This is a genomic window from Chitinophaga sp. SYP-B3965, assembly GCF_009647655.1.
GTDB lineage: Bacteria > Bacteroidota > Bacteroidia > Chitinophagales > Chitinophagaceae > Chitinophaga.
The window spans coordinates 169846-190182 of sequence record NZ_WJFD01000002.1; the positions used below are offsets into that span (position 1 = coordinate 169846).

Here is a 20337-nt window from a genome sequence, read left to right on the forward strand (position 1 = left end):
GGGGCCTCCTGTTGTTATATATGATTATATATCAATAGCTTATATCTACTTTTTTGCTGCATCTTTTAAGTCCCGCTCCAGGAATTCCTCTAACTGTTCCACGCCTAAACGTTTTGCGAGGATCTTTTTATTTTCATCCAGCAGGTAAACAAGCGGTGTGCTATAAACGTCATAGAACTTGCGGTAATTGCTCTTGTAACCAGGGTCCCAAACATGCGCCCAGCCTGTAAGATGCTTGTCTTGAATGAACTTCGTCCACTCTGCCTGTGTGCCTTCTGTTTTCACACCATACATCGTTACCCCTTTCTTCTTCCAACTTGCCTTGTAAGCAGAATCCAACCTGGGTACTTCTGTGATGCAATGTCCACAAGTGGGGTCCCAGAAAACCAATACTGTGTATTTTGATTTGACGTCGTAAAGAGATTTCGGTCTTCCTGCTGTATCCACCAAAGCCAGGGCTGCGGCCTTCTGACCAATAAGATTTGGTGCAATGGTAAAAGCCCTGGAAATGATCTTTTCATTCTGCTCTTCACTTACCCAGTAAGCCTGTTTAGTGACGTAGTACTTTTCCACCAGGTGTACAAACACCGCATCCATTCCCATGATGGGAGACTCCTCATAAGTACGGGTCAGCCACCATACCACAAACTTGAAACTCTCTTTATCCTTCTTCGTTTTCGCAATCAGCCGGTCTCCTTCCGCAATCACAGAATCCGGTACCGGGGTCACCAGCTGATTAAAATATCTGGTAAGGCGTGTTTCAAGAATAGGGGTGCGGACCAGTCTTCCATCACTAAGATCTACATCATCCCAATAGTGACTTTTGTAGGCCAGGAAAGGGTAAGAAGAGTCCAGGCTGCCATCCTTTTTACGGGGCATGGGTGGAACCTGCGGTTCCCGCATGGCTTTAAAGATGCTGGCCAATAAAGTTTTCGGTTGTTTCTGGATGATATCATCCCGGTAAGCCAGTAACCTTTTACCCAGCTCTTCTGTAATAGGACGCACTTTTGCAGTGTCCTCCGCTGTACGGGCTGCTGCCAGCTTACGTTGGATATCATTCATGATATCAGACTGGGAAGCCAGGAATTTATTATACGCGGAAAACATATCGTTGTCCGGAGAGTTCTTATAGACCGTTTTACCGGAAAGATCACTGGAATCCGCCATAATGGAGAAAGTTTGCACCTTATCCAGCAGCATTTCAAAATAGCGGGTTTTGCCCGGTAATACGATCAGGTAAATGCCACCAGGCTGCTTTTCAGCTCCTTTTAATACGGCAATGCCTTCATTATTGATCTGCGCGGAATCCATTACATAGGTGGTTTTGCCCATGTAGTGGCCCAGGTACAGTGTACCGGACTGATATCCTTTCAACTGAACCGTGATATTGTATCCCTGAGCATGGAGGGAAAAAGAGCTGCAAAGGCAGCATAAGAAGTATAGCAGTTTTTGCATAGGTAGAATAAAAGTAAAGAAATTTCTTATAGCCTGATGCGAAATCCATCCTACCTTTGCACCCGTGAGGAAAAAAAATGTAATTCTGGAAAATGTGTCCGTAACAGCTTATGCCGCAGAAGGTAAAGCGCTCGCGCGGGTAGACGGTAAAGTGATCTTTATTGAAGGTGGCGTGGTGCCCGGAGATATTGTAGATGTACGGCTCAGTAAAAATAAAAAAGACTGGGCAGAAGGAAAAGCCACACAGATACACACCTATTCACCGGATCGGGTAACGCCTTTTTGTGACCATTTTGGTCTTTGTGGTGGTTGCAAATGGCAAATGCTCCCTTACGAAAGTCAGCTGGCTTACAAACAGCAGCAGGTAGAAGATCACCTGAAACGGATCGGCCACCTGGAATTTCCTGCCCTGCCCCCCATCCTGGGAGCAGAAAAAACAAGGCACTACAGGAATAAACTGGAATTCACCTTTTCTAATAAAGCCTACCTCACAGATGAGGAGATCCGCGAAGCCGGGGAAGATTGGCCCCGCCGCAACGCTTTGGGGTTTCACATCCCCAAACTGTTTGATAAAGTGCTGGATATTCAGACCTGCTATCTGCAGGAAGAACCTGCCAACCTTATCAAGAACACTATCCGGGACTGGGCAGAAAAACACGAATTGTCTTTTTATGACATCCGCCGCCAGGAAGGATGGCTGCGTAACCTCGTTTTACGTATCTGCACAACAGGAGAAGTAATGGTAAATCTCGTGATCCACCATGAAGCAAAAGAACAGCGGGAAGCCCTGCTGAATCACCTGCTGGCAACAGTCCCCGGTATTACCACTTTGTTATATACCCTCAATCCCAAAAAGAATGATAGTATCTTTGACCTGGAGCCTAAAGTATTCTTCGGTAAAGGTTATGTAGAGGAAAAACTGGAGGATTTTACTTTTAAGATCGGCCCTAAATCTTTCTTCCAAACAAACACTTATCAGGGAGAAGCGTTATATAAAGTTACACGTGATTTTGCAGGGTTAACCGGAAATGAAGTAGTGTACGATCTTTATTGCGGTACCGGCAGCATCGGCATATTTGTATCCCGCAGCGCCGGAAAAGTGATAGGGATTGAGTTAATAAAAGAAGCCATCGACGATGCAAAGGAAAATGCAGCCGCTAATAATGTAAAAAACGCCACGTTTTTTGCAGGTGATGTGATAGACATTTGTGATGACGCATTTTTTGCAGCACATGGCGCCCCGGATGTGATCATTACAGATCCTCCACGGGCAGGGATGCACGAAAAACTAACCGCGAAACTGCTGGAAGTAGCAGCCCCGCGGATTGTTTATGTAAGCTGCAACCCCGCAACGCAGGCCAGAGATCTTGCGCTGCTCAACGAAAAATATACAGTGGAAAAAGTGCAGGCCGTAGATATGTTCCCGCATACACACCACATTGAAAATGTAGTTTTACTGCAACGCAGGTATTAATTTAACTTAACGAATAAGCATCAACGCAATGAGTGAGTTCAGACCCGGCAGATTCCAGATGTTGCCCCTGGTAATCAAAAACCTTCTGATCATAAATGGATTGGTATTTCTGGCACAGGTTACCCTGGAAAATTTGTACGGCTACCATATGGAAGACCTGTTTGGGCTGCATTACTGGGGCTCCGAACTTTTTAAACCACACCAGTTTATCACTCACCTGTTCATGCACGGCGGAATCGGTCACATCTTCGCCAACATGTTTGCACTGTGGATGTTTGGCAGTGCTCTGGAAAATATATGGGGGCCCAAACGTTTCCTCGTTTTTTACATGATCTGTGGCCTTGGTGCTGCACTTTGCCACATGGGCGTGCTCACTTATGAAAATATGCAGGTAGTTAAAGATGCACAACATTTTTATGCACACCCCTCTTTTGATACTTACAATACTTTCTTCCAGGAATACCCATCATTAAAAAATTATACGCTCAAGGAAGGAAATACTGAACTGCCAATGCAAAGTTTTGTGGATGGATGGCGCAACCTGCCTCCAGAATCATATGACATGATTTTCCGCGCCAAGCTTTACGTAAGCAAGTTTATCCAGGATTTTGCAAATGTGCCCACCGTTGGAGCCTCCGGAGCCGTGTTCGGAATATTGTTCGCATTCGGATATCTTTTCCCTAACAACTATTTGTTCATCCTCCCCATTCCTTTCCCCATCAAGGCCAAATATTTCATCGGCGGATACATCCTCCTGGAACTCTACCTGGGTATCAAAAGTGCCGGAGATGACAATGTTGCACACTGGGCACATCTGGGTGGCGCATTATTTGGATATCTGTTACTCAAGTTCTGGAACAAACGGAACCGGCGGACACTTTATTGATTTCAAAAAAGCCTAAATTTGTATACAAATACCAGCGCCATGCAAGTAGCGGAAAAAGAGCGAATGCCCCGTTTATCACTCGGGGAAGAGAAGAACATGGTAACGCAACTGCTGCTCCTGAATATCACCGTTTACATCCTACTGTTGTTTATACAGGTGATCTATAGAATGGAGGATTACGGCATACCCGCGTTTAATCGGGACATCCTGGCTAATACCATGTTGCCCGCAGACCCCATGACCTTACTAACAAAGCCATGGACCATCATCACCGCCATGTTTGCCCACCTTCAGTTCTGGGACATTTTCAGTAACATGGTATGGTTGTTCGTCTTTGGCACCATTCTTCAAAATGTGTCCAGTCACCACCGGCTGGTGATCCCTTTGTATATTTTCGGCAGTTTCTGCGGTATGGCATTTTATGTTACCGGCATGAACCTCATTCCCGCTTTCCGCCCCCTCGTTCCCACCAGTTCATTGATGGGAGCAGGCGCAGGGGTAATGGCCCTCGCTGTTGGCGCCACTGTACTTACCCCCAAAGGCCGCGTATTTCCTTTGCTGATGCAGGGAGGCGTACCCGTTTGGGTGATCACCCTCATCTTCTTCGCACTGCATGGCACAGCCGTTTTTGCCGGCGGAGGAAGTTTAACCGTATTGCTTTACTTACTGGGCGGCGGTTTCATGGGCTATATGTTCATGGCCCAATTTAAAAAAGGCCACAACTGGGGAACATGGATCAATGATATTTTCTTCAACGTTGGCCATATCTTCCATCCCAAAGAAAAGAAAGAAGCCCTCAAAGCTGAGATCACCACTTCCAGATCTGGTTTCCGCGCTACCCCTGTTCCCTTCACCAAAGTAGGACATGTACCGGAACATAAAATAAATGAGATCCTGGATAAGATCAATGCACATGGAATTGATACACTCACCGCAGAAGAAAAAGAAACACTTTTGCGCGCCAGTAAAGAGAAGGAAGGAGAAGTATAATTTTTAATTTCATTAAAGATAATATTTGATATCTCTTACATGTGTGAACCCGCGCCGCAGTAGGATTTCCGGCCATCACATACTTGTGTGAATTCTTTGTTTTCCCCTTTCTTTTATCACGCCTACACGCTATTTTTGCGGTTCATAAATTTACCCCGGCCTTGAAAATTGTTGCCACCGTCGTTCGGCGGCTGATGCTTTGGAGCAATGTACTCCTCGCTATCGGACTGCTGCTTTCGTTCTTTATTCCCTTTACCAATCCAGCCACTTTCTGGCTTGGCGGTTTTGCGGGTCTCCCGTTCCCATTCTTCTGGATCGCTTGCGTATGCTTCATTCCCCTCTGGATAGTGTATCGTCGTAAATACTGGCTGATCTCTTTACTGGCGGTGGCTGTAACAGTTACCGGTGTATGCAGTACCTGGGGATTCCATCTCTTTGGCGGTAACAAAACAGCCTCAGACAATTCTTTCACCCTGATGACCTACAACTGCAGCAGCATGGGCATCAAAGGATATAAAGAAGTACCTGAAGTGCGCAACCGCATGTACGAAGAACTGCAAAAAGCCAGTCCGGATGTACTGTGCCTCCAGGAATTCTACTCCAATACCAATCCGGATAAGCCCAATAATTTCGACAGCATCCGCAAAATGCTGAATTACCCCTATCATTATTTTGTTAGGAGTCTTATCCATTGGGATACCTGGCATTACGGCACCGTTATCTTTTCCCGCTTTCCCATCATAGATACCATGCGGGTAAAAATGTTCGATGGCCCCGGTGGTCCAGGCTCTGAAGATCTGATCGCCGCCAGCCTGCTGATCAAAGGAGATACCATCAGGATCATGTCTGCCCACCTCGCTTCCTACAAACTCAAAGAAGACGACTACAAAACCGTTGCTTCTGCTGAAGTACATAAGGCCCATGGCCTGTTATATAAGATGCGCCGCACTTTCAAACTCAGATCCGATCAGGCAAACAGGGTAAGAAATGAAATAGATCGCAGCCGCCACCCCCTGATCATGGTAGGAGATTTCAACGATGTACCCGTTTCTTACACTTACCGGGCCATCCGCGGAGATCTCCAGGATGCGTTCCTGAAAGAAGGTTCCGGATTTGGCAGAACATTTTCCGCCATCTCCCCCACACTGCGGATAGATTACATTTTACCGGATAAAATGTTCCACGTGGAAGATTTCGCCATCTATCGCAGACGCGGGTTCGAGCACTTCCCCATCATGGCCAGGTTATCTATAAATAGAAAAGATTAACACCTTGTCTTTTAATGCGTTAAATTTATAGCGGCCAAACTATCTGCTTGTTGAAATTTTTACGACTTTTTACAAAAGGGTTTTTCCTTATCGTGAATGCGGTAACTGTTCTATTTTTCCTGCTGGCCTGCCTGGCGCCATTTATTTCGCCGGTCAGGTTCTGGCCGATCAGTTTCATCACGCTGGGTTTCCCGTTCCTGTTAATGTTGCTCCTTTTGTTCCTCATCTTCTGGATCATCTTCCATCCTAAATATGCGCTGATCCCACTGGTTGCTCTTGTGATCGGCTGGAAATCTGTTTCTGCTTTCATCTCACTCCGCTGGCCCACCAATTGGGAAACGTACGACAAACCGGAAGGCACCATCAATGTGATGAGCTATAACGTGGCGTTGTTTGGCCTGTATGCCAAGAAGGATAGCAAACCCACGCGGGAAGCCATGTTTCAGCTGATAAGCGAGCATAAGCCGGATGTGCTTTGCCTCCAGGATTTTTACACCTCTGAAAAATTAGACGATTTTAATAACCGGGAAGATCTTTCCCGGGTACTCAAACTCCCCTACCGTTTTTTCTCCAGTGACTTTAACCGGAATGGCACACAACACTGGGGCAGTATCATCTATTCAAAATACCCCGTTATCTTATCAGACAAGGTGAAACTATCTCCCGGCCCCATGGGCGAAAGTCTCATCTATGCAGATATTCTCCGCAACAAGGATACCATCCGCATCGTGAACATGCACCTGGAATCTTACCGCTTCAACGCCAAAGATTATCAATCCATAGAAAAAATAAAGAAACAGGAAGATACCGGCCTCGTAGCAGCAAAAGGTATTGTGGTAAAAATGCGTGATGCATATGTGCGCCGCAGCCGCCAGGCCAATATTGTTGCGGATTTTATCAGAACAAGCCCCCATCCTGTGATCGTTTGCGGAGACTTCAATGATACGCCCGCATCCTACACCTATTTCACCATCAAAGGGAATCTGCAGGATGCATTCCTTAAAAAAGGCAGTGGCATCGGCAGAACTTTTACCGGCCTCTCTCCCACACTGCGGATAGATTACATTTTTGTAGACAGAACCTTTACTATTAACGGTTTCCGTACCATACATTCTGATCTCAGTGATCATTACCCCGTTATTACCAATGTAACCATCCCCTGAACCACGTATATTTGTCTTCCACTTTTGCCTAAAAAATTCGACATTCGGGTTGAAAAATCCGAAATTCGCCGATCCACAATATTAGACTAATGTCAGAACAGCTTAAACTACACAATACCCTAAGCCGACAAAAAGAACTATTCACTCCGTTATATCCCGGTCACGTTGGTATGTACGTTTGCGGACCAACAGTTTCCGGTGAGTCGCACCTGGGCCATGCACGCCCCTTCATTACATTCGATGTATTGTACAGATACCTCCTGCACCTTGGTTACAAAGTACGTTATGTAAGGAACATCACAGACGCTGGCCATTTTGAAGAAGAAGGCCGCGCTGCAGAAGATAAGATCGCCAAATTTGCACAGCTGGAAAAACTGGAACCCATGGAACTGGTGCAGAAATACACCAACCTCTTCCATTGGGCCATGGAACAGTTCAATACTTTAAAACCAAGTATAGAACCCACCGCCACCGGCCATATCGTAGAACAGATAGAAATGATCAAAGAGATCATGGACAAAGGATTTGCCTACGAAGCAAACGGCTCCGTTTATTTCGACGTGATGAAATATTCAGAAGGTCACCATTACGGTATCCTCAGCGGCCGCGTACTGGAAGATCAACTGGAAACTACCCGCGAACTGGATAACCAGGAAGAGAAAAAGAACAAAGTAGATTTTGCCCTCTGGAAAAAAGCACCACCGGAACATCTGATGCGCTGGCCAAGTCCATGGGGAGACGGTTTCCCCGGATGGCATATTGAATGTTCTGCCATGAGCGGTAAATACCTCGGCAACCAATTTGATATCCATGGTGGTGGTATGGACCTTCAGTTCCCCCATCACGAATGTGAAATAGCACAAAGTGAAGTGGCTCATGGAGAAATGATGGCCCGCTACTGGGTACACAATAACATGATCACCATCAACGGTAAGAAGATGGGTAAAAGTTATGGCAACGTGATCCGCCTCACGGATCTGTTTGCCGGCACACACCCATTGCTGGAACAGGGTTACAGCCCTATGACCATCCGCTTCTTTATTTTGCAGACGCATTACCGCAGCACGCTGGACTTCTCCAACGAAGCCCTGCAGGCCGCTGAAAAAGGTTTGCAACGTTTATGGTATGCTTACGAAGTATTACAGAAACTCGTATACACCGCCAACGGCACAGACATCAATAAAGAACTGGACGATCAGGTGCAAGCCTGGTGTAATGATTGCGCCGTTTCCATGAATGATGATATCAGCACCGCCAAGGTACTGGCCAATCTTTTCGAACTGTCTCCTGTTATTAATTCATTAAAAGGCGGACAGGTAAAAATGCATGAGATCAGTGAAACTACTTTCACACTCCTGCAACAAACCTGGAAAACCTATCTGATCGATGTTCTGGGCCTGGTACCGGAAAAACCGGCAGAAACTGAAAAACTGGATGGTGTTTTACAATTGCTGATAGACATCCGCAAGGAAGCCAAAAGCAAAAAAGATTATGCTACTTCAGATAAGATCCGCAACCAGCTGCTCACCATCGGTATTCAACTGAAAGATGAGAAAGATGGTACCGTATCTTACGCCATAGAATAAATAAATAAACCATGAGGAGGCTGATCCTGCTGGCTGCAATTACATTTGCCGCCTGTAATACTAATAACAGCAATCAAAACGCCGGAGAAGAAAAACAAGCCGTCAATGCCCCCGCATTTTCTGTGGATACTGCTTACGCAGCCATAGAAAAACAGGTAGCCTTCGGCCCCCGGATTCCAGGAACTCCTGCACAGGAAGCTTGTGCAGCCTGGCTGATCAGCTATTTTAAAAACCTGGCAGATACTGTATATGTGCAACGCACAAATGTGATCGCACCACGGAAAAAAGAACTGCCTTGTATTAATATCATCGCCTCCTTCAATCCAGCTGCAAAGAACAGGGTGTTATTATTCTCCCACTGGGATACCCGCCCCTTTGCAGATAAAGATGCCTTTGATAAAAAGAAACAACTGGATGGTGCTGATGATGGCGCCAGCGGAGTAGGTGTGCTAATGGAAGCAGCCCGTCAGTTTCATGCAAGGAAACCTGCCATAGGTGTGGATATCCTGCTAACAGATGTAGAAGATTACGGCGAATCTGATGTGGCGGACAGTTATTGCCTCGGCACACAATACTGGGCTAAAAATCCCCACATCAAAGGTTACACTGCCCAATACGGCATCCTGCTGGATATGGTAGGCGGCCGCAATTCCAGCTTCTACATGGAAGGCAATTCTAAACAATATGCCTACACGCAGATGAAGATGTTCTGGGACGTAGCCAATTCCATCGGCTATTCAGATCTCTTCCGTTACGAAGAATCACCGGAAGGCCCTGCTTACATTACAGATGATCACTACTATGTGAACACACTCGCAAAGATCCCGGCCTTCGATATCATTGCCACACAGCCGAAGGGAGATTTCATGCCGCACCATCATACTTCAAACGATAATATGTCTGTGATAGACCGTAAAACACTGCAGGGCGTGGGCCAAACCATCCTGCATGTGATCTATGGTGACCCATTCAATTATTAAACACATGAACACCCATCACGATATTTATATCCCCCATCTGCACAAGGACAAAAAGCTGAAACGCATTGTTACAGAGCCGCTGGAAGTGATGTCCCTCGGAAAGAATGTTGCACTCAAACTCATCGGCTCTATCATGAGCCAGCAGTTATCCGTAAGAGTGGCAGAAGTGATCTACGGTCGTTTCCTTAATTTATACGGAGGCAAAGAACCCCGCCCACAGCAGATCCTGGATACAGATCCGGTTACACTCCGCAACATTGGATTGTCCAACGCAAAGGTTTCTTACGTACTCAACGTAGCCCGCTTCGTGATCGATGAAAAACTAACAGATGCCAAACTGCACAAGCTCAGCAACGAAGAAGTGATCAGCTATCTCACCACCATCAAAGGTGTTGGCAGATGGACAGTAGAAATGTTGCTGATGTTCTATTTGGGAAGAGAAGATGTTTTTGCAGTGGATGACCTGGGTATTCAACAGGCCATGATTAAATTATACAAACTGGATCCAACGGATAAGAAAGTTTACCGTGCAAAATTACTGGAGCTTTCTCAAAAATGGTCGCCGTACAGAACCCATGCCTGTCGCTACTTATGGACCTGGAAAGACACTAAGGCCTGATATTATAAGATTGCAGCCGCGTGGTATCCTCAAACCGGTCCAGCTCTATCAGCCCAACACCTTTCGCATAATAATTAGTACTTAAGATCTGTGGTGGTATGAATGGCGGAACAGACACTTCCATCTCTACGCCTATCACATTCGTATAAGCTTTACCAAGCACGGTTTTATTACTTCCTTTCTGAACAATGGTATACCGGATGTTCAACATAAAATCTCCGAGCCCCGTGATCGTAATAGGAATATCTTCAGACCAGCCCTGCCCCAGCGGAACATTTTCTTTCAGGTAAGTAGTTTTGATCGGTTGCGTTGGTGCATTGGGAATCCCCGTTACAGCCAGCAGTTGCACATAATCCCCGCTGCCACAATCAAAGAGAGAGAATTCACCCGTCATATCATCTTCTAAAACACGATAGGTTTCATTCCCGATCACAGAATCTCCTTTCACCAGCAACACGAAGTCCTCACCCCCTGGTGGGTTCACATTTTCAAATGCATAATTAAAGCTGGAGCCTGTTGTGTAAGGCGCATAATTACAGACATGACTTTGAAGCGGGCCTTCATCACTCTTCTCTTTCTTACATGCTGCCAATACCATTATTGCGAAAACTAAACATAGAAAGGGGCTCAGTTTCATGGTGTTATCAATTCTATCTCTAAGTTACCCGATATTTTTCTAAATATATAGGTCAATTTGACACTTAATTTTCGAAAATATTTAAAGGGAAACAAGATAACTTTAGAGTACAAAGAAAAACTAAAGGAAAACCTTAATTTCTTAACCCAGCATCTAAATCGTTTACAGTATGAAACCCGTTCCACGTTATGGCGGCGCCATTCTTATGGCCGTATTCGCCTTATTTGCCGGAGGCTTGCCCGTCTCCCATGCGCAAACAACAACCACACAAACATCAAAGAACATCACGGTGAAAGGCAGGATCAGAGATGTACAGAACATTTCTCTTCCCGGCGTTACCATTGTGGTGAAAGGAACCAGTAAAGGAACCGTGTCTGATGAAAAGGGGAATTTCTCCATTTCAGATCTAGACCCTCAGGCCATACTGGTCCTTCAATTCATCGGGTACGAACAGCAGGAGTATCCTTTGAATGGTTCCGCTTCCGTTAGCATCCTGCTGAAAGAAACAGAAAAACAGTTGGACGAGTACGTTGTTACCGGCTATGGTACTACCAAAAAAGTAACCAAAACCGGATCTGTTAGTACCGTAAAAGGCTCCGAAATTAAACAGGCGCCCACCGTGAACATTTCAAATGCATTAGTAGGACGGGTTTCCGGCCTCATGGCCATCAACAACAGTGGGGAACCCGGTTACGACGGATCCCGGATCCTGATCCGTGGCCGCAGTACCTTCAACAATTCAGACCCGCTGGTAGTAATTGATGGCATTCCAAGAGATGGTTTTCAACGCCTCAATCCTAACGACATTGAAAACATCTCTGTATTGAAAGATGCCTCTGCAGCCATCTTTGGTTCCCGCGCAGCAAATGGTGTAATTCTCATCACTACAAAACGCGGGAAAACCGGTAAACCATTACTGAGTTACAGCTTTAACCAGGGCCTCACACAAGCTACCCGTCTCCCCGAAATGGCCGATGCACCTACTTATGCACGCATCGTAAATGAGATCAGCAAAAACGCAGGAGACCAGCCCAAATTCACAGAAGAACAGATCGGGAAATTTGCAGACGGCTCCGATCCATGGCGTTATCCCAACACAGATTGGATAGATGAAGTCGTGAAACCCTTGTCCAGCCAAAACCGCCACGATCTTTCCCTTCGCGGAGGTTCAGACAAGTTCATTTATTATGTATCCCTGGGAACACTTTACCAGGATGGTATTTTCAAGAATAGCGCCACAAAATATCGTCAGCATAATCTGCGCGCAAACCTGGACGCCAACGTAAACAAGTATCTCACCGTAAGAGTAGATATTGCAGGGAGACTGGAAGACAGGAATTTTCCACCCCGCAGTGCCGGTTCCATTTTCCGTGCATTATTACGAGGAAGGCCCACTGAAGCAGCCCGCTGGCCAAACGGATTACCCGGTCCGGATATTGAATATGGAGATAATCCTGTTGTAACAAGTACCAACGAAATCGGTTATCAGCGGGATAAAACCTATGTGATCAATTCTAACCTGGGCCTGGTATTATTTATTCCAGGGGTAGAAGGTTTATCCGTAGATGGCAACTTTGCGCTGGACCAGAATTTCAATTTCCAGAAACGTTTCATCAAACCATGGACGCTTTACACCTTGCAGGGTTTTGATGCCAACAACCAGCCACAGCTGGAAGCAGCCAGCCGTGGTGTGAGTGCACCGGAAATGGAAGAATGGTTCTATCAGAACCAGAGCATTACCCTCAACGCCAAGATCAACTATGTAAAGAGTTTCGGCAAACATAACCTCAGCACCATCTGGGCCATTGAACACAATGAAACAAAAGGTGATAATCTGTGGGCACGGCGGCGCTATTTTGTTTCTGATGCAATAGATCAGCTCTTTGCAGGTAGTAATGATGAAAAGGATAATACCGGTACTGGCTTTAATTATGCGCGCATGAATTACTTCGGCCGCATCTCTTATAACTACGATGAAAAGTACCTCTTTGATTTCAACTGGCGGTATGATGGATCACAGAACTTCCCTTCCAATAAACGTTTCGGTTTCTTCCCCGGTGTATCTGCCGGTTGGGTACTTTCCCGTGAAAACTTCTGGAAACGCGCCATCGGCACTACAGTAGATTACTTCAAAGTGCGGGCTTCTTATGGCCAGATGGGGAACGATCTGGTGAATCCATTCCAGTACATGAACACGTTTGGTATTGCAGAGGGTGGTACCGTTTTCGGAGATAAACTGAACCAGGGTATCTATACGTTACGGGTACCAAATGAGAACATCACATGGGAAGTGTCCAATAACCTGGATGTGGCCATAGAAGCCAAGTTCTTCGATGGTTTAATAGGTATCGAAGCGGAATACTTTAACACAAACCGCTACAGCATCCTCACCAAAAGATCTGCTTCCGTTCCCATCTACACCGGTTTAACATTACCCGATGAGAACATTGGTAAAGTACAGAACCATGGTATCGATCTGCACCTCACGCATAAACGAAAAGTAGGCAAACTAACATACGAAGTGATCGCCAACATCTCACATGCCCGCAACAAAATTGTGTTCTGGGATGAAGTGCCCAATGTACCGGAATGGCAAATGTCCACCGGCAAACAGATCGGCGCTACGTTATACTATGAAGCCATGGGCATCTTCAGAGACCAGCGTGCAGTGGATGATTATCCACATGTGGGTGGCGCCATTCCCGGAGATATTATTTTCCGTGATGTAAATGAAGATGGTCAGATCAATGACCTCGACCGTGTACGCGTGAACCGTTCTGAATATCCTGTATGGAATTATGGCCTCACGCTGGGAGCAGATTACAGGGGTTTTGATATCACCATGCTCTGGCAGGCTGCCACAGGTGCCAGTCAATATATCCGCACAGAATCAGGCCTTATCGGAAACTTCCCGATGAAAATAGTGGAGAACCGCTGGACACCTGATAATATAGATGCTGTGTACCCAAGGCCATACGACAGGGACAAAGAATACTGGGTAAGCCGCCAGAACACTTTCTGGTTATGGAACACAGACTATCTGCGTTTAAAAACCATGGAGATCGGTTACACCTTATCTGAAACTTTGCAGAAGCGCATCGGTTTAGATGACCTCCGTATTTATGTAAGCGGGCAAAACCTTCTCACCATCGATAAGGTGAAGATCTTTGATCCGGAATCACCCACCGGCAGCGGACAGTTCTATCCGCAAACCAGGATCTTCAACGTTGGCCTTAATGTAACCTTCTAAAATCATGCGTTATGAAAAATATTATCTTATTTGTACTGTTGATAGCAGTAGCTACCGCCTGTAATAAAGACTTCCTCGAAAAGAGACCCTTAACGGAATACATGGAAGATGCCGTTTGGAAAGATCCAAACCTGGTGCAGGCTTACGTGAATGACCTCTATCCTAAAATGCGCCATGGCTTCAATGAAGTAATGCTTTCTTCCATGACAGATGAAAGCCGCTTCATTCATAACTACGGCGCCACCACTTCTGTAACAGAAGCCATGTCCCCTGAAGACCTGGGCGCACTCAACCTCTTCGGGGAATGGGATAAACATTACAAAGCCATCCGCACCTGTAACATCTTCTTTGAAATGGTAGGCAAAACTCCTTTCAAGAATGAAGCACAACGCACACGGCTCAACGGAGAAGTTCATTTCATGCGGGCTTATTTTTATCACATGCTCATCAAATACTGGGGTGGCGTGCCTTTAGTGACACAGATCTTTAAACTCACTGATGGAGAAGCTATGCTGCTCACCCGCAATAGTTTTGATGAATGTGTAAAATATGTAGTAGCGGAATGCGACAGTGCCATTGCTGTATTACCGGAAGTGCATGACAGGGACAATAAAGGCAGGGCTACCAAATTCGCCGCCATGGCGCTCAAATCAAGGATGTTGCTGTATGCCGCCAGTGATCTCTTTAATAAACCCGGCAATACAAGACCGGAATTAGGATATGTAGGAGGAGACAGAACTGCACGCTGGCAGCTGGCCAAAGATGCCGCCAACGCACTCATCCTCACGAACAAGTTTTCCATCTACAAGCCCACCAGCGTTGCCTTTGACAACTACACCCGTGTGTTCATGGATAAGGATAATCCGGAGATCATCTTCTGCAAATATTTCAACAAACAACAACTGGGCACCTCTCATGATCTGTACAATGGCCCCAATGGTTATCACAACTGGGGAGGTAATGTGCCGCTTGAAAATTTTGTGGAAGGATACCAGATGGCAGACGGTACAGATTTTTCCTGGAGTAATCCCACCATGGCTGCAAAACCTTATGTTGGCCGTGATCCCCGTTTCTACGCCACCATCCTTTATAACGGCGCACCCTGGAAAAAGAGACCCACAGATGCGGTAGCCAATGATCCCCTTGGTGTTATTCAAACAGCACGTTATGAAAGGAAAAGAGCTGATGGCACCATTGAGTTAATAAATGGATTGGATACCCGCCAGAGTCCGCTGGAAAACTGGAATGGTACCTACACCGGTTATTACATCCGCAAGTTCATGGACATTAATCTGGATGCGCAATTCTTCCGTGGAGACCAGGCCTGGCCATTCTTCCGTTATGCAGAGATCAAACTGAATTTTGCAGAAGCTAGCCTGGCATTGAATGAAGAAGTATTAGCACGCGATGCGATCAATGAAGTTCGCACACGCGGAGGCATGCCTGCTTTGGAAACAAGTGTAACAGGAGATGCGTTAATAAAAATGTATCGTTATGAAAGAAGGTACGAACTCGCGTTTGAAGAACACCGTTATTTTGATGCGCGCAGGTGGTTAATTGCTGAAACAGTTTTCAGCGGTCCTGCCAAAGCCATTGATATTTACGGCAAATTGAACCCGGACACCCTCTTTTATACTTACAATGTGTTAACAAACGGAGTGGAGAGCCGGAAGTTCACTCAAAAGCATTATTTCCTCCCAATTATGGCAGAAGAGATCCGCAGAAACAGCAAATTGGTGCAAAACCCAAATTACTAAGACCCTTTACCAACATTGCCTGTAGCCGGAATTCGGCTACAGGCAATCTTTGCGTATTAAATACACATCTCTTTTTAAAAAAAATCTAATGGGTTTTGTGTATTGTATGTGCATAAGTCGTACATTCGTCTCCCGATTAACAACTAATTAACCACCAAAAGAAGAAAGCTTAAGCTAGTCCACGAAATGAATTAAAAGACAGGTTCATAACATTAAGGCAACTATCTGCTCACATTTACTTAATGCCCCCTTAATGTTCCGATAACGCCAGTAGCTGAAATTTGTGGTGAAAAGAAAGGTATCAAGTACATAAAACAAAACGTACGAGTTAACTTTTTAAACACTTAACCATCATGAAACACAGTATTGTTTTTACACCAAAGCACATTTTTACCCTGTTAGCCATTGTATTAGGTTTCAGTTTACAGGCATCCGCCCAAAGCGAAACATTCGCTTATGCCAATAACCCCGGTTCAGGTAACAAATCAGTAAGAGTTGCCCCTGAAAAAAATGAAATGGCCAGAAAAGGTTGCAAGATCGATATTCAGCAGGAAGGCGCAGAACAACTTCGTTTTCTCGTACAGATCGATAATCCAACAGGCGAGAAGTTAACCTTGTTCATTAAAGACGTTAATAATAATACCCTGCACAAGGAAGTACTTGACGTGACTTCACCAAAGTTTGTTGCCCGTTATAATTTGGAAAAGCTGGAGGACGGAGCATATACTTTTGAGATCCGTAACGGCAAAAACAAGCTTGAAAAAGCTGTTGATATTAAGACACAACTGATGGTAAATCGTGTTGTATCTGTTGAGTAGTCTATAAATTCTTATGAACAAGGAAAGGGCTGTATCTGATGAGATACAGCCCTTTTATGTTTTTATTCTATAAAAAATCTCTTCAATCAAAAACCGGCGGCGGGGTCTTTTTTTTATAAAAAAACGCCCCTCTTTAAATAAAAAAAACTCTCTGGGCCTTCATTACATCTATGCTTTTTACAAAAACACATTCCCCTTAAAATAAAAAACCTCCTCTGGGGCTTCGCTATATCTATGCTCTTTACAAAAACCCGTTTCCCCTTAAAAGAAAAAAACTCTATGGGCCTTCGCTATATCTATGCTCTTTACAAAAACCCGTTTCCCCTTAAAAGAAAAAAACTCTATGGGCCTTCGCTATATCTATGCTCTTTACAAAAACCCGTTTCCCCTTAAAAGAAAAAAACTCTATGGGCCTTCATTACATCATAGCCTGGTACAAAGTCTCCATAATATTAGCCCGCACACTCAAAGTAGAGATCTTATTATTAGCCCCTCCATTCGGACAAACCCTGTTACTCAGATAAACAAACACCAGCTTAGACTGCGGATCAACCCAAATACAGGTACCCGTAAACCCCGTATGCCCAAAAGTAGCCGGGGACGCACTCTTACAAGGATAAGCCTCCTGCCGCGTAGCATTATCTTTCTCCGGTTTATCAAACCCCAACCCACGCCGGCTGATCTCTGAATGATAAGCAGAAAAATACTGTATCGTTTCCGGCTTAATATAAGTTTTGCCATTAAAGCTCCCACCATTCAACACCATCTGCAACAAAACCCCCAGGTCAGTAGCATTGGAAAAAAGCCCCGCATGCCCAGCCACACCACCAAACATAGCAGCTCCCGGATCATGCACATCCCCCCTAATCCACTGCACCCGAAATAAATTCTCAAACTCCGTAGGCACCAGCTGAGACAAAGGAAGCCTGCTGCGTGGCTCAAACCCTGTAGTGATCAACCCTAACGGCTCATAGAAAGTTTCCCGCACATAATTATCCAACCGTTTACCCGTGATCGCTTCCACTATTTTACCCAGGAAAATAAAATCATTATCACTGTAGATATATTGCCGCCCAGCCGGGATCAGTTTACTGTCCAGGATCCGGCGATACATCGTATCCACATAGTGCGGTGTCATATAAAGTTTTTCAGCGACCCGCAAAGTATGCAGGGAATCCTGGTAAGCTTTGTAGATCAGCGTATCAGGCCATCCATTCTCATAGATCGTTTCTTTATAAAAAGGAATGTAAGACACAAGCCCCGCCTGGTGCAGTAAAATATCCCGCAGGCGCAGATGCTCTTTATTACTGCCCCTCACCCAGGTAAGATAAGTACCCAGTGTACTGTCTATATTTAACTTTCCTTCATCATACAGCCGCATCACAGATAAAGTGGTAGCACATATTTTTGTAACAGAAGCAAGGTCGTACACTGATTCAGAAGTAACCGCTTCCCGCTGGCTATAATCAAAATAGCCGAAGTTCCTGTTGTATACTATCTTACCATCCTTCAATGCCAATATCTGACAACCGGGCGCAGCACCTTTACTGATCATATCTTTCGCCAGCGAATCGATCCTTCCAAGGACCAAACTGTTCATGCCAACTGTTTCAGGCGTTACGGTTTCCAGCAATGGCGGAGGAGGTGGTGGCGGAATAATAGAAGTGATCCCCGTTCCATACTGGAAGTTATTACAAACCGTTACCGGCAGTTTTCCTTTCGGCTCCATTTTACCAAACAATACCTGCGCTGCAGCTTTATGGGTAAGACTATCATCTTCATACGCAGCTATGATGGTAGGCCCATCGCAGAAAAACCGGATAGCATAAGGATTCCCAAATGCAATGGTCACCGCCGGCATTTCTTCAGACAGTTGATTGATGAGCGCTTTCTCAGAACGTGTGATCCCGAAATCATTCGCAGGACGGCGGCTGTAATTCTGCACCGCGATGATCACTGCTTTATAATTTGCTTTCAAACGTTGCACCATGGCAGAGATCTGTTCTTCAGACTGACTGGCAGAAAACACATACGCATCTGTATTCGGCCGGTATTGTTTTACCGCTTCAACAAAAGTATTATTCCCACCATCTACGCCAACCGCCACTACAGCCAGTTTCTGAGAAGCAGCCGTATCAGAGAATGGTAACAGGTGATTATCGTTACGCAACAAAGTGATCGCTTCTTCAGAAACTCTTTTCTTCAAAGGAAGCACCGCTGCATTAAGGTCGTTCGTAATGTTGTTCGCATCTATGGTTTGCACGTGTGCAAGCCCCAGGTCATATTTCGCGCGTAATACTTTCTTTACACGGCGGTACACTTCTTCTTTAGATACTTTCCCTTTTTTGATGGATTGCGCAATGGCCGTGATACTGCCTTTTGAAGTAGAAGGCAATTCCATCAGATCATTACCTGCCAGTAAAGACTGTAAAGACTCCTGTCCGCCGGTATAATATTTTGAGATGCCTTTCATTTCCAAAGCATCTGTTACGATGAGGCCATCAAAGCCCAGGTCTTTCTGCAAGAGGTTGGTCACCGCTTTATATGAAATGGAAGTAGGTGTGTTCGGTTTGTTATCAATGGAAGGGATATATAAATGCGCGATCATGATAGAACCAACACCGGCTTCTATGGCTTTGCGGAAAGGATATAATTCCAGGGAATCCAGTTGGGCGATGGTTTTATTAATAGAAGGAAGATCGTAATGAGAATCCACATCTGTATCACCATGACCGGGGAAATGTTTGGCGCAGGCCATGATACCTGCATCCTGCATACCTCTGATGATTGCAACACCATGCCCTGCCACACGATATTTATCTTCTCCAAAAGACCGGTCATTGATCACCGGGTTATTGGGATTGTTATTTACATCCAGTACAGGTGCAAAGTTGTATTGAATACCCATCCGTTTGCATTGTTCGCCAATGGCTTTCCCTACTTCATAGATCAGGTTGGTATCCTGCACAGCCCCTAACATCAGGTTGCGCGGAAAGGAGATCACACTGTCCACAAACCGCATTCCCAGTCCCCATTCACCATCCACTGCTACCAGCAAAGGAGTTTTACTGATGGCCTGATACCTGTTTACCAGTTCCGCCTGTCTTACCGGGCCACCCTGGAAAGTAACAAGACCGCCTATTTTATTATTCCTGATATCCGCCGTAACAGCAGCAATATGATCCGCCCCCAGGTTGGAATGCATCCGGATCATGATGAGTTGGGCAATCCGTTCTTCGTGGGAAAGCGAATTGAACACACTATCCACCCAACGATCTGCAGGCGTGGGGCCCTGTTTAACTTGTGCCGTTTTCTTTGTCTTGTGTTGCTGCTTTTCCTGAGAACGTATTCCCGGTTGCCCGTTAGCGGCCAGCAATAATCCGGTGAGTCCCAATACCAAAAAATGCTTCATCATTTTATAAACATACAAAATTTAGCCCGCTCTTCTGCGGCA

General features: G+C 45.5%; 14 protein-coding genes. 11 read left to right on the top strand and 3 right to left on the bottom strand.

All coding sequences use genetic code 11. The annotated features are described in order from the left end of the window. Window positions 1–45: 45 nt before the first annotated feature. Entirely contained in the window at window positions 46–1455 is a 1410-nt protein-coding gene (locus tag GFS24_RS14775; protein WP_153660460.1) for a TlpA family protein disulfide reductase, read from the bottom strand. A 64-nt stretch (window positions 1456–1519) separates the two neighbouring features. On the opposite strand from GFS24_RS14775, the gene rlmD reads away from it, so the two are divergent. The 8 genes from rlmD to GFS24_RS14815 all read left to right on the top strand — a co-directional run bounded on the left by rlmD (window position 1520) and on the right by GFS24_RS14815 (window position 10421). After that, a complete protein-coding gene (gene rlmD, locus GFS24_RS14780; protein WP_371730792.1) occupies window positions 1520–2929 on the top strand; it encodes a 23S rRNA (uracil(1939)-C(5))-methyltransferase RlmD in 1410 nt (469 codons plus the stop codon). Between the two features lie 28 nt (window positions 2930–2957). After that, a complete protein-coding gene (locus GFS24_RS14785) occupies window positions 2958–3815 on the top strand; it encodes a rhomboid family intramembrane serine protease (RefSeq protein ID WP_216647431.1) in 858 nt (285 codons plus the stop codon). A gap of 39 nt (window positions 3816–3854) precedes the next feature. Continuing rightward, window positions 3855–4805 (top strand): rhomboid family intramembrane serine protease, encoded by a 951-nt coding sequence (locus GFS24_RS14790; RefSeq protein WP_153660462.1) that lies wholly within the window; start codon window positions 3855–3857, stop codon window positions 4803–4805. A 161-nt stretch (window positions 4806–4966) separates the two neighbouring features. Beyond that, complete coding sequence (locus tag GFS24_RS14795) at window positions 4967–6073, top strand: endonuclease/exonuclease/phosphatase family protein (protein ID WP_153660464.1); 1107 nt, start codon at window positions 4967–4969, stop codon at window positions 6071–6073. A gap of 50 nt (window positions 6074–6123) precedes the next feature. Further along, on the top strand, window positions 6124–7236 hold the full coding sequence (locus tag GFS24_RS14800) for an endonuclease/exonuclease/phosphatase family protein (protein WP_153660466.1): 1113 nt from the start codon (window positions 6124–6126) through the stop codon (window positions 7234–7236). A gap of 89 nt (window positions 7237–7325) precedes the next feature. Next, entirely contained in the window at window positions 7326–8822 is a 1497-nt protein-coding gene (cysS, locus tag GFS24_RS14805) for a cysteine--tRNA ligase (RefSeq protein ID WP_153660468.1), read from the top strand. A gap of 11 nt (window positions 8823–8833) precedes the next feature. Beyond that, entirely contained in the window at window positions 8834–9802 is a 969-nt protein-coding gene (locus GFS24_RS14810) for a M28 family peptidase (protein WP_153660470.1), read from the top strand. Between the two features lie 4 nt (window positions 9803–9806). Next, on the top strand, window positions 9807–10421 hold the full coding sequence (locus GFS24_RS14815; RefSeq protein WP_153660472.1) for a DNA-3-methyladenine glycosylase: 615 nt from the start codon (window positions 9807–9809) through the stop codon (window positions 10419–10421). On the opposite strand, the gene GFS24_RS14820 is transcribed toward GFS24_RS14815, so the two are convergent. Further along, complete coding sequence (locus tag GFS24_RS14820) at window positions 10411–11019, bottom strand: hypothetical protein (RefSeq protein ID WP_153660474.1); 609 nt, start codon at window positions 11017–11019, stop codon at window positions 10411–10413. The two genes, GFS24_RS14815 and GFS24_RS14820, sit on opposite strands and share 11 nt — an antisense overlap. 208 nt (window positions 11020–11227) lie before the next feature. Here GFS24_RS14820 and GFS24_RS14825 point away from each other — a divergent pair, with 208 nt between their 5' ends. From GFS24_RS14825 to GFS24_RS14835, 3 genes are all read left to right on the top strand, one after another. Beyond that, window positions 11228–14308 carry a TonB-dependent receptor gene (locus tag GFS24_RS14825; protein ID WP_153660476.1) on the top strand — a complete coding sequence of 1027 codons (3081 nt, stop codon included), beginning with the start codon at window positions 11228–11230 and terminating at the stop codon, window positions 14306–14308. A gap of 11 nt (window positions 14309–14319) precedes the next feature. Further along, complete coding sequence (locus GFS24_RS14830) at window positions 14320–16065, top strand: RagB/SusD family nutrient uptake outer membrane protein (RefSeq protein WP_153660478.1); 1746 nt, start codon at window positions 14320–14322, stop codon at window positions 16063–16065. Window positions 16066–16418: 353 nt separating this feature from the next. Next, window positions 16419–16883, top strand: coding sequence for a hypothetical protein (locus GFS24_RS14835; protein WP_153660480.1), 465 nt, complete (start codon window positions 16419–16421; stop codon window positions 16881–16883). 418 nt (window positions 16884–17301) lie between these two features. Here GFS24_RS14835 and GFS24_RS14840 read toward each other — a convergent pair whose 3' ends face one another. Continuing rightward, window positions 17302–20295: a glycoside hydrolase family 3 N-terminal domain-containing protein gene (locus tag GFS24_RS14840; protein WP_253906491.1), complete on the bottom strand. Its 2994-nt coding sequence runs from the start codon at window positions 20293–20295 to the stop codon at window positions 17302–17304. Between the last annotated feature and the right edge of the window lie 42 nt (window positions 20296–20337).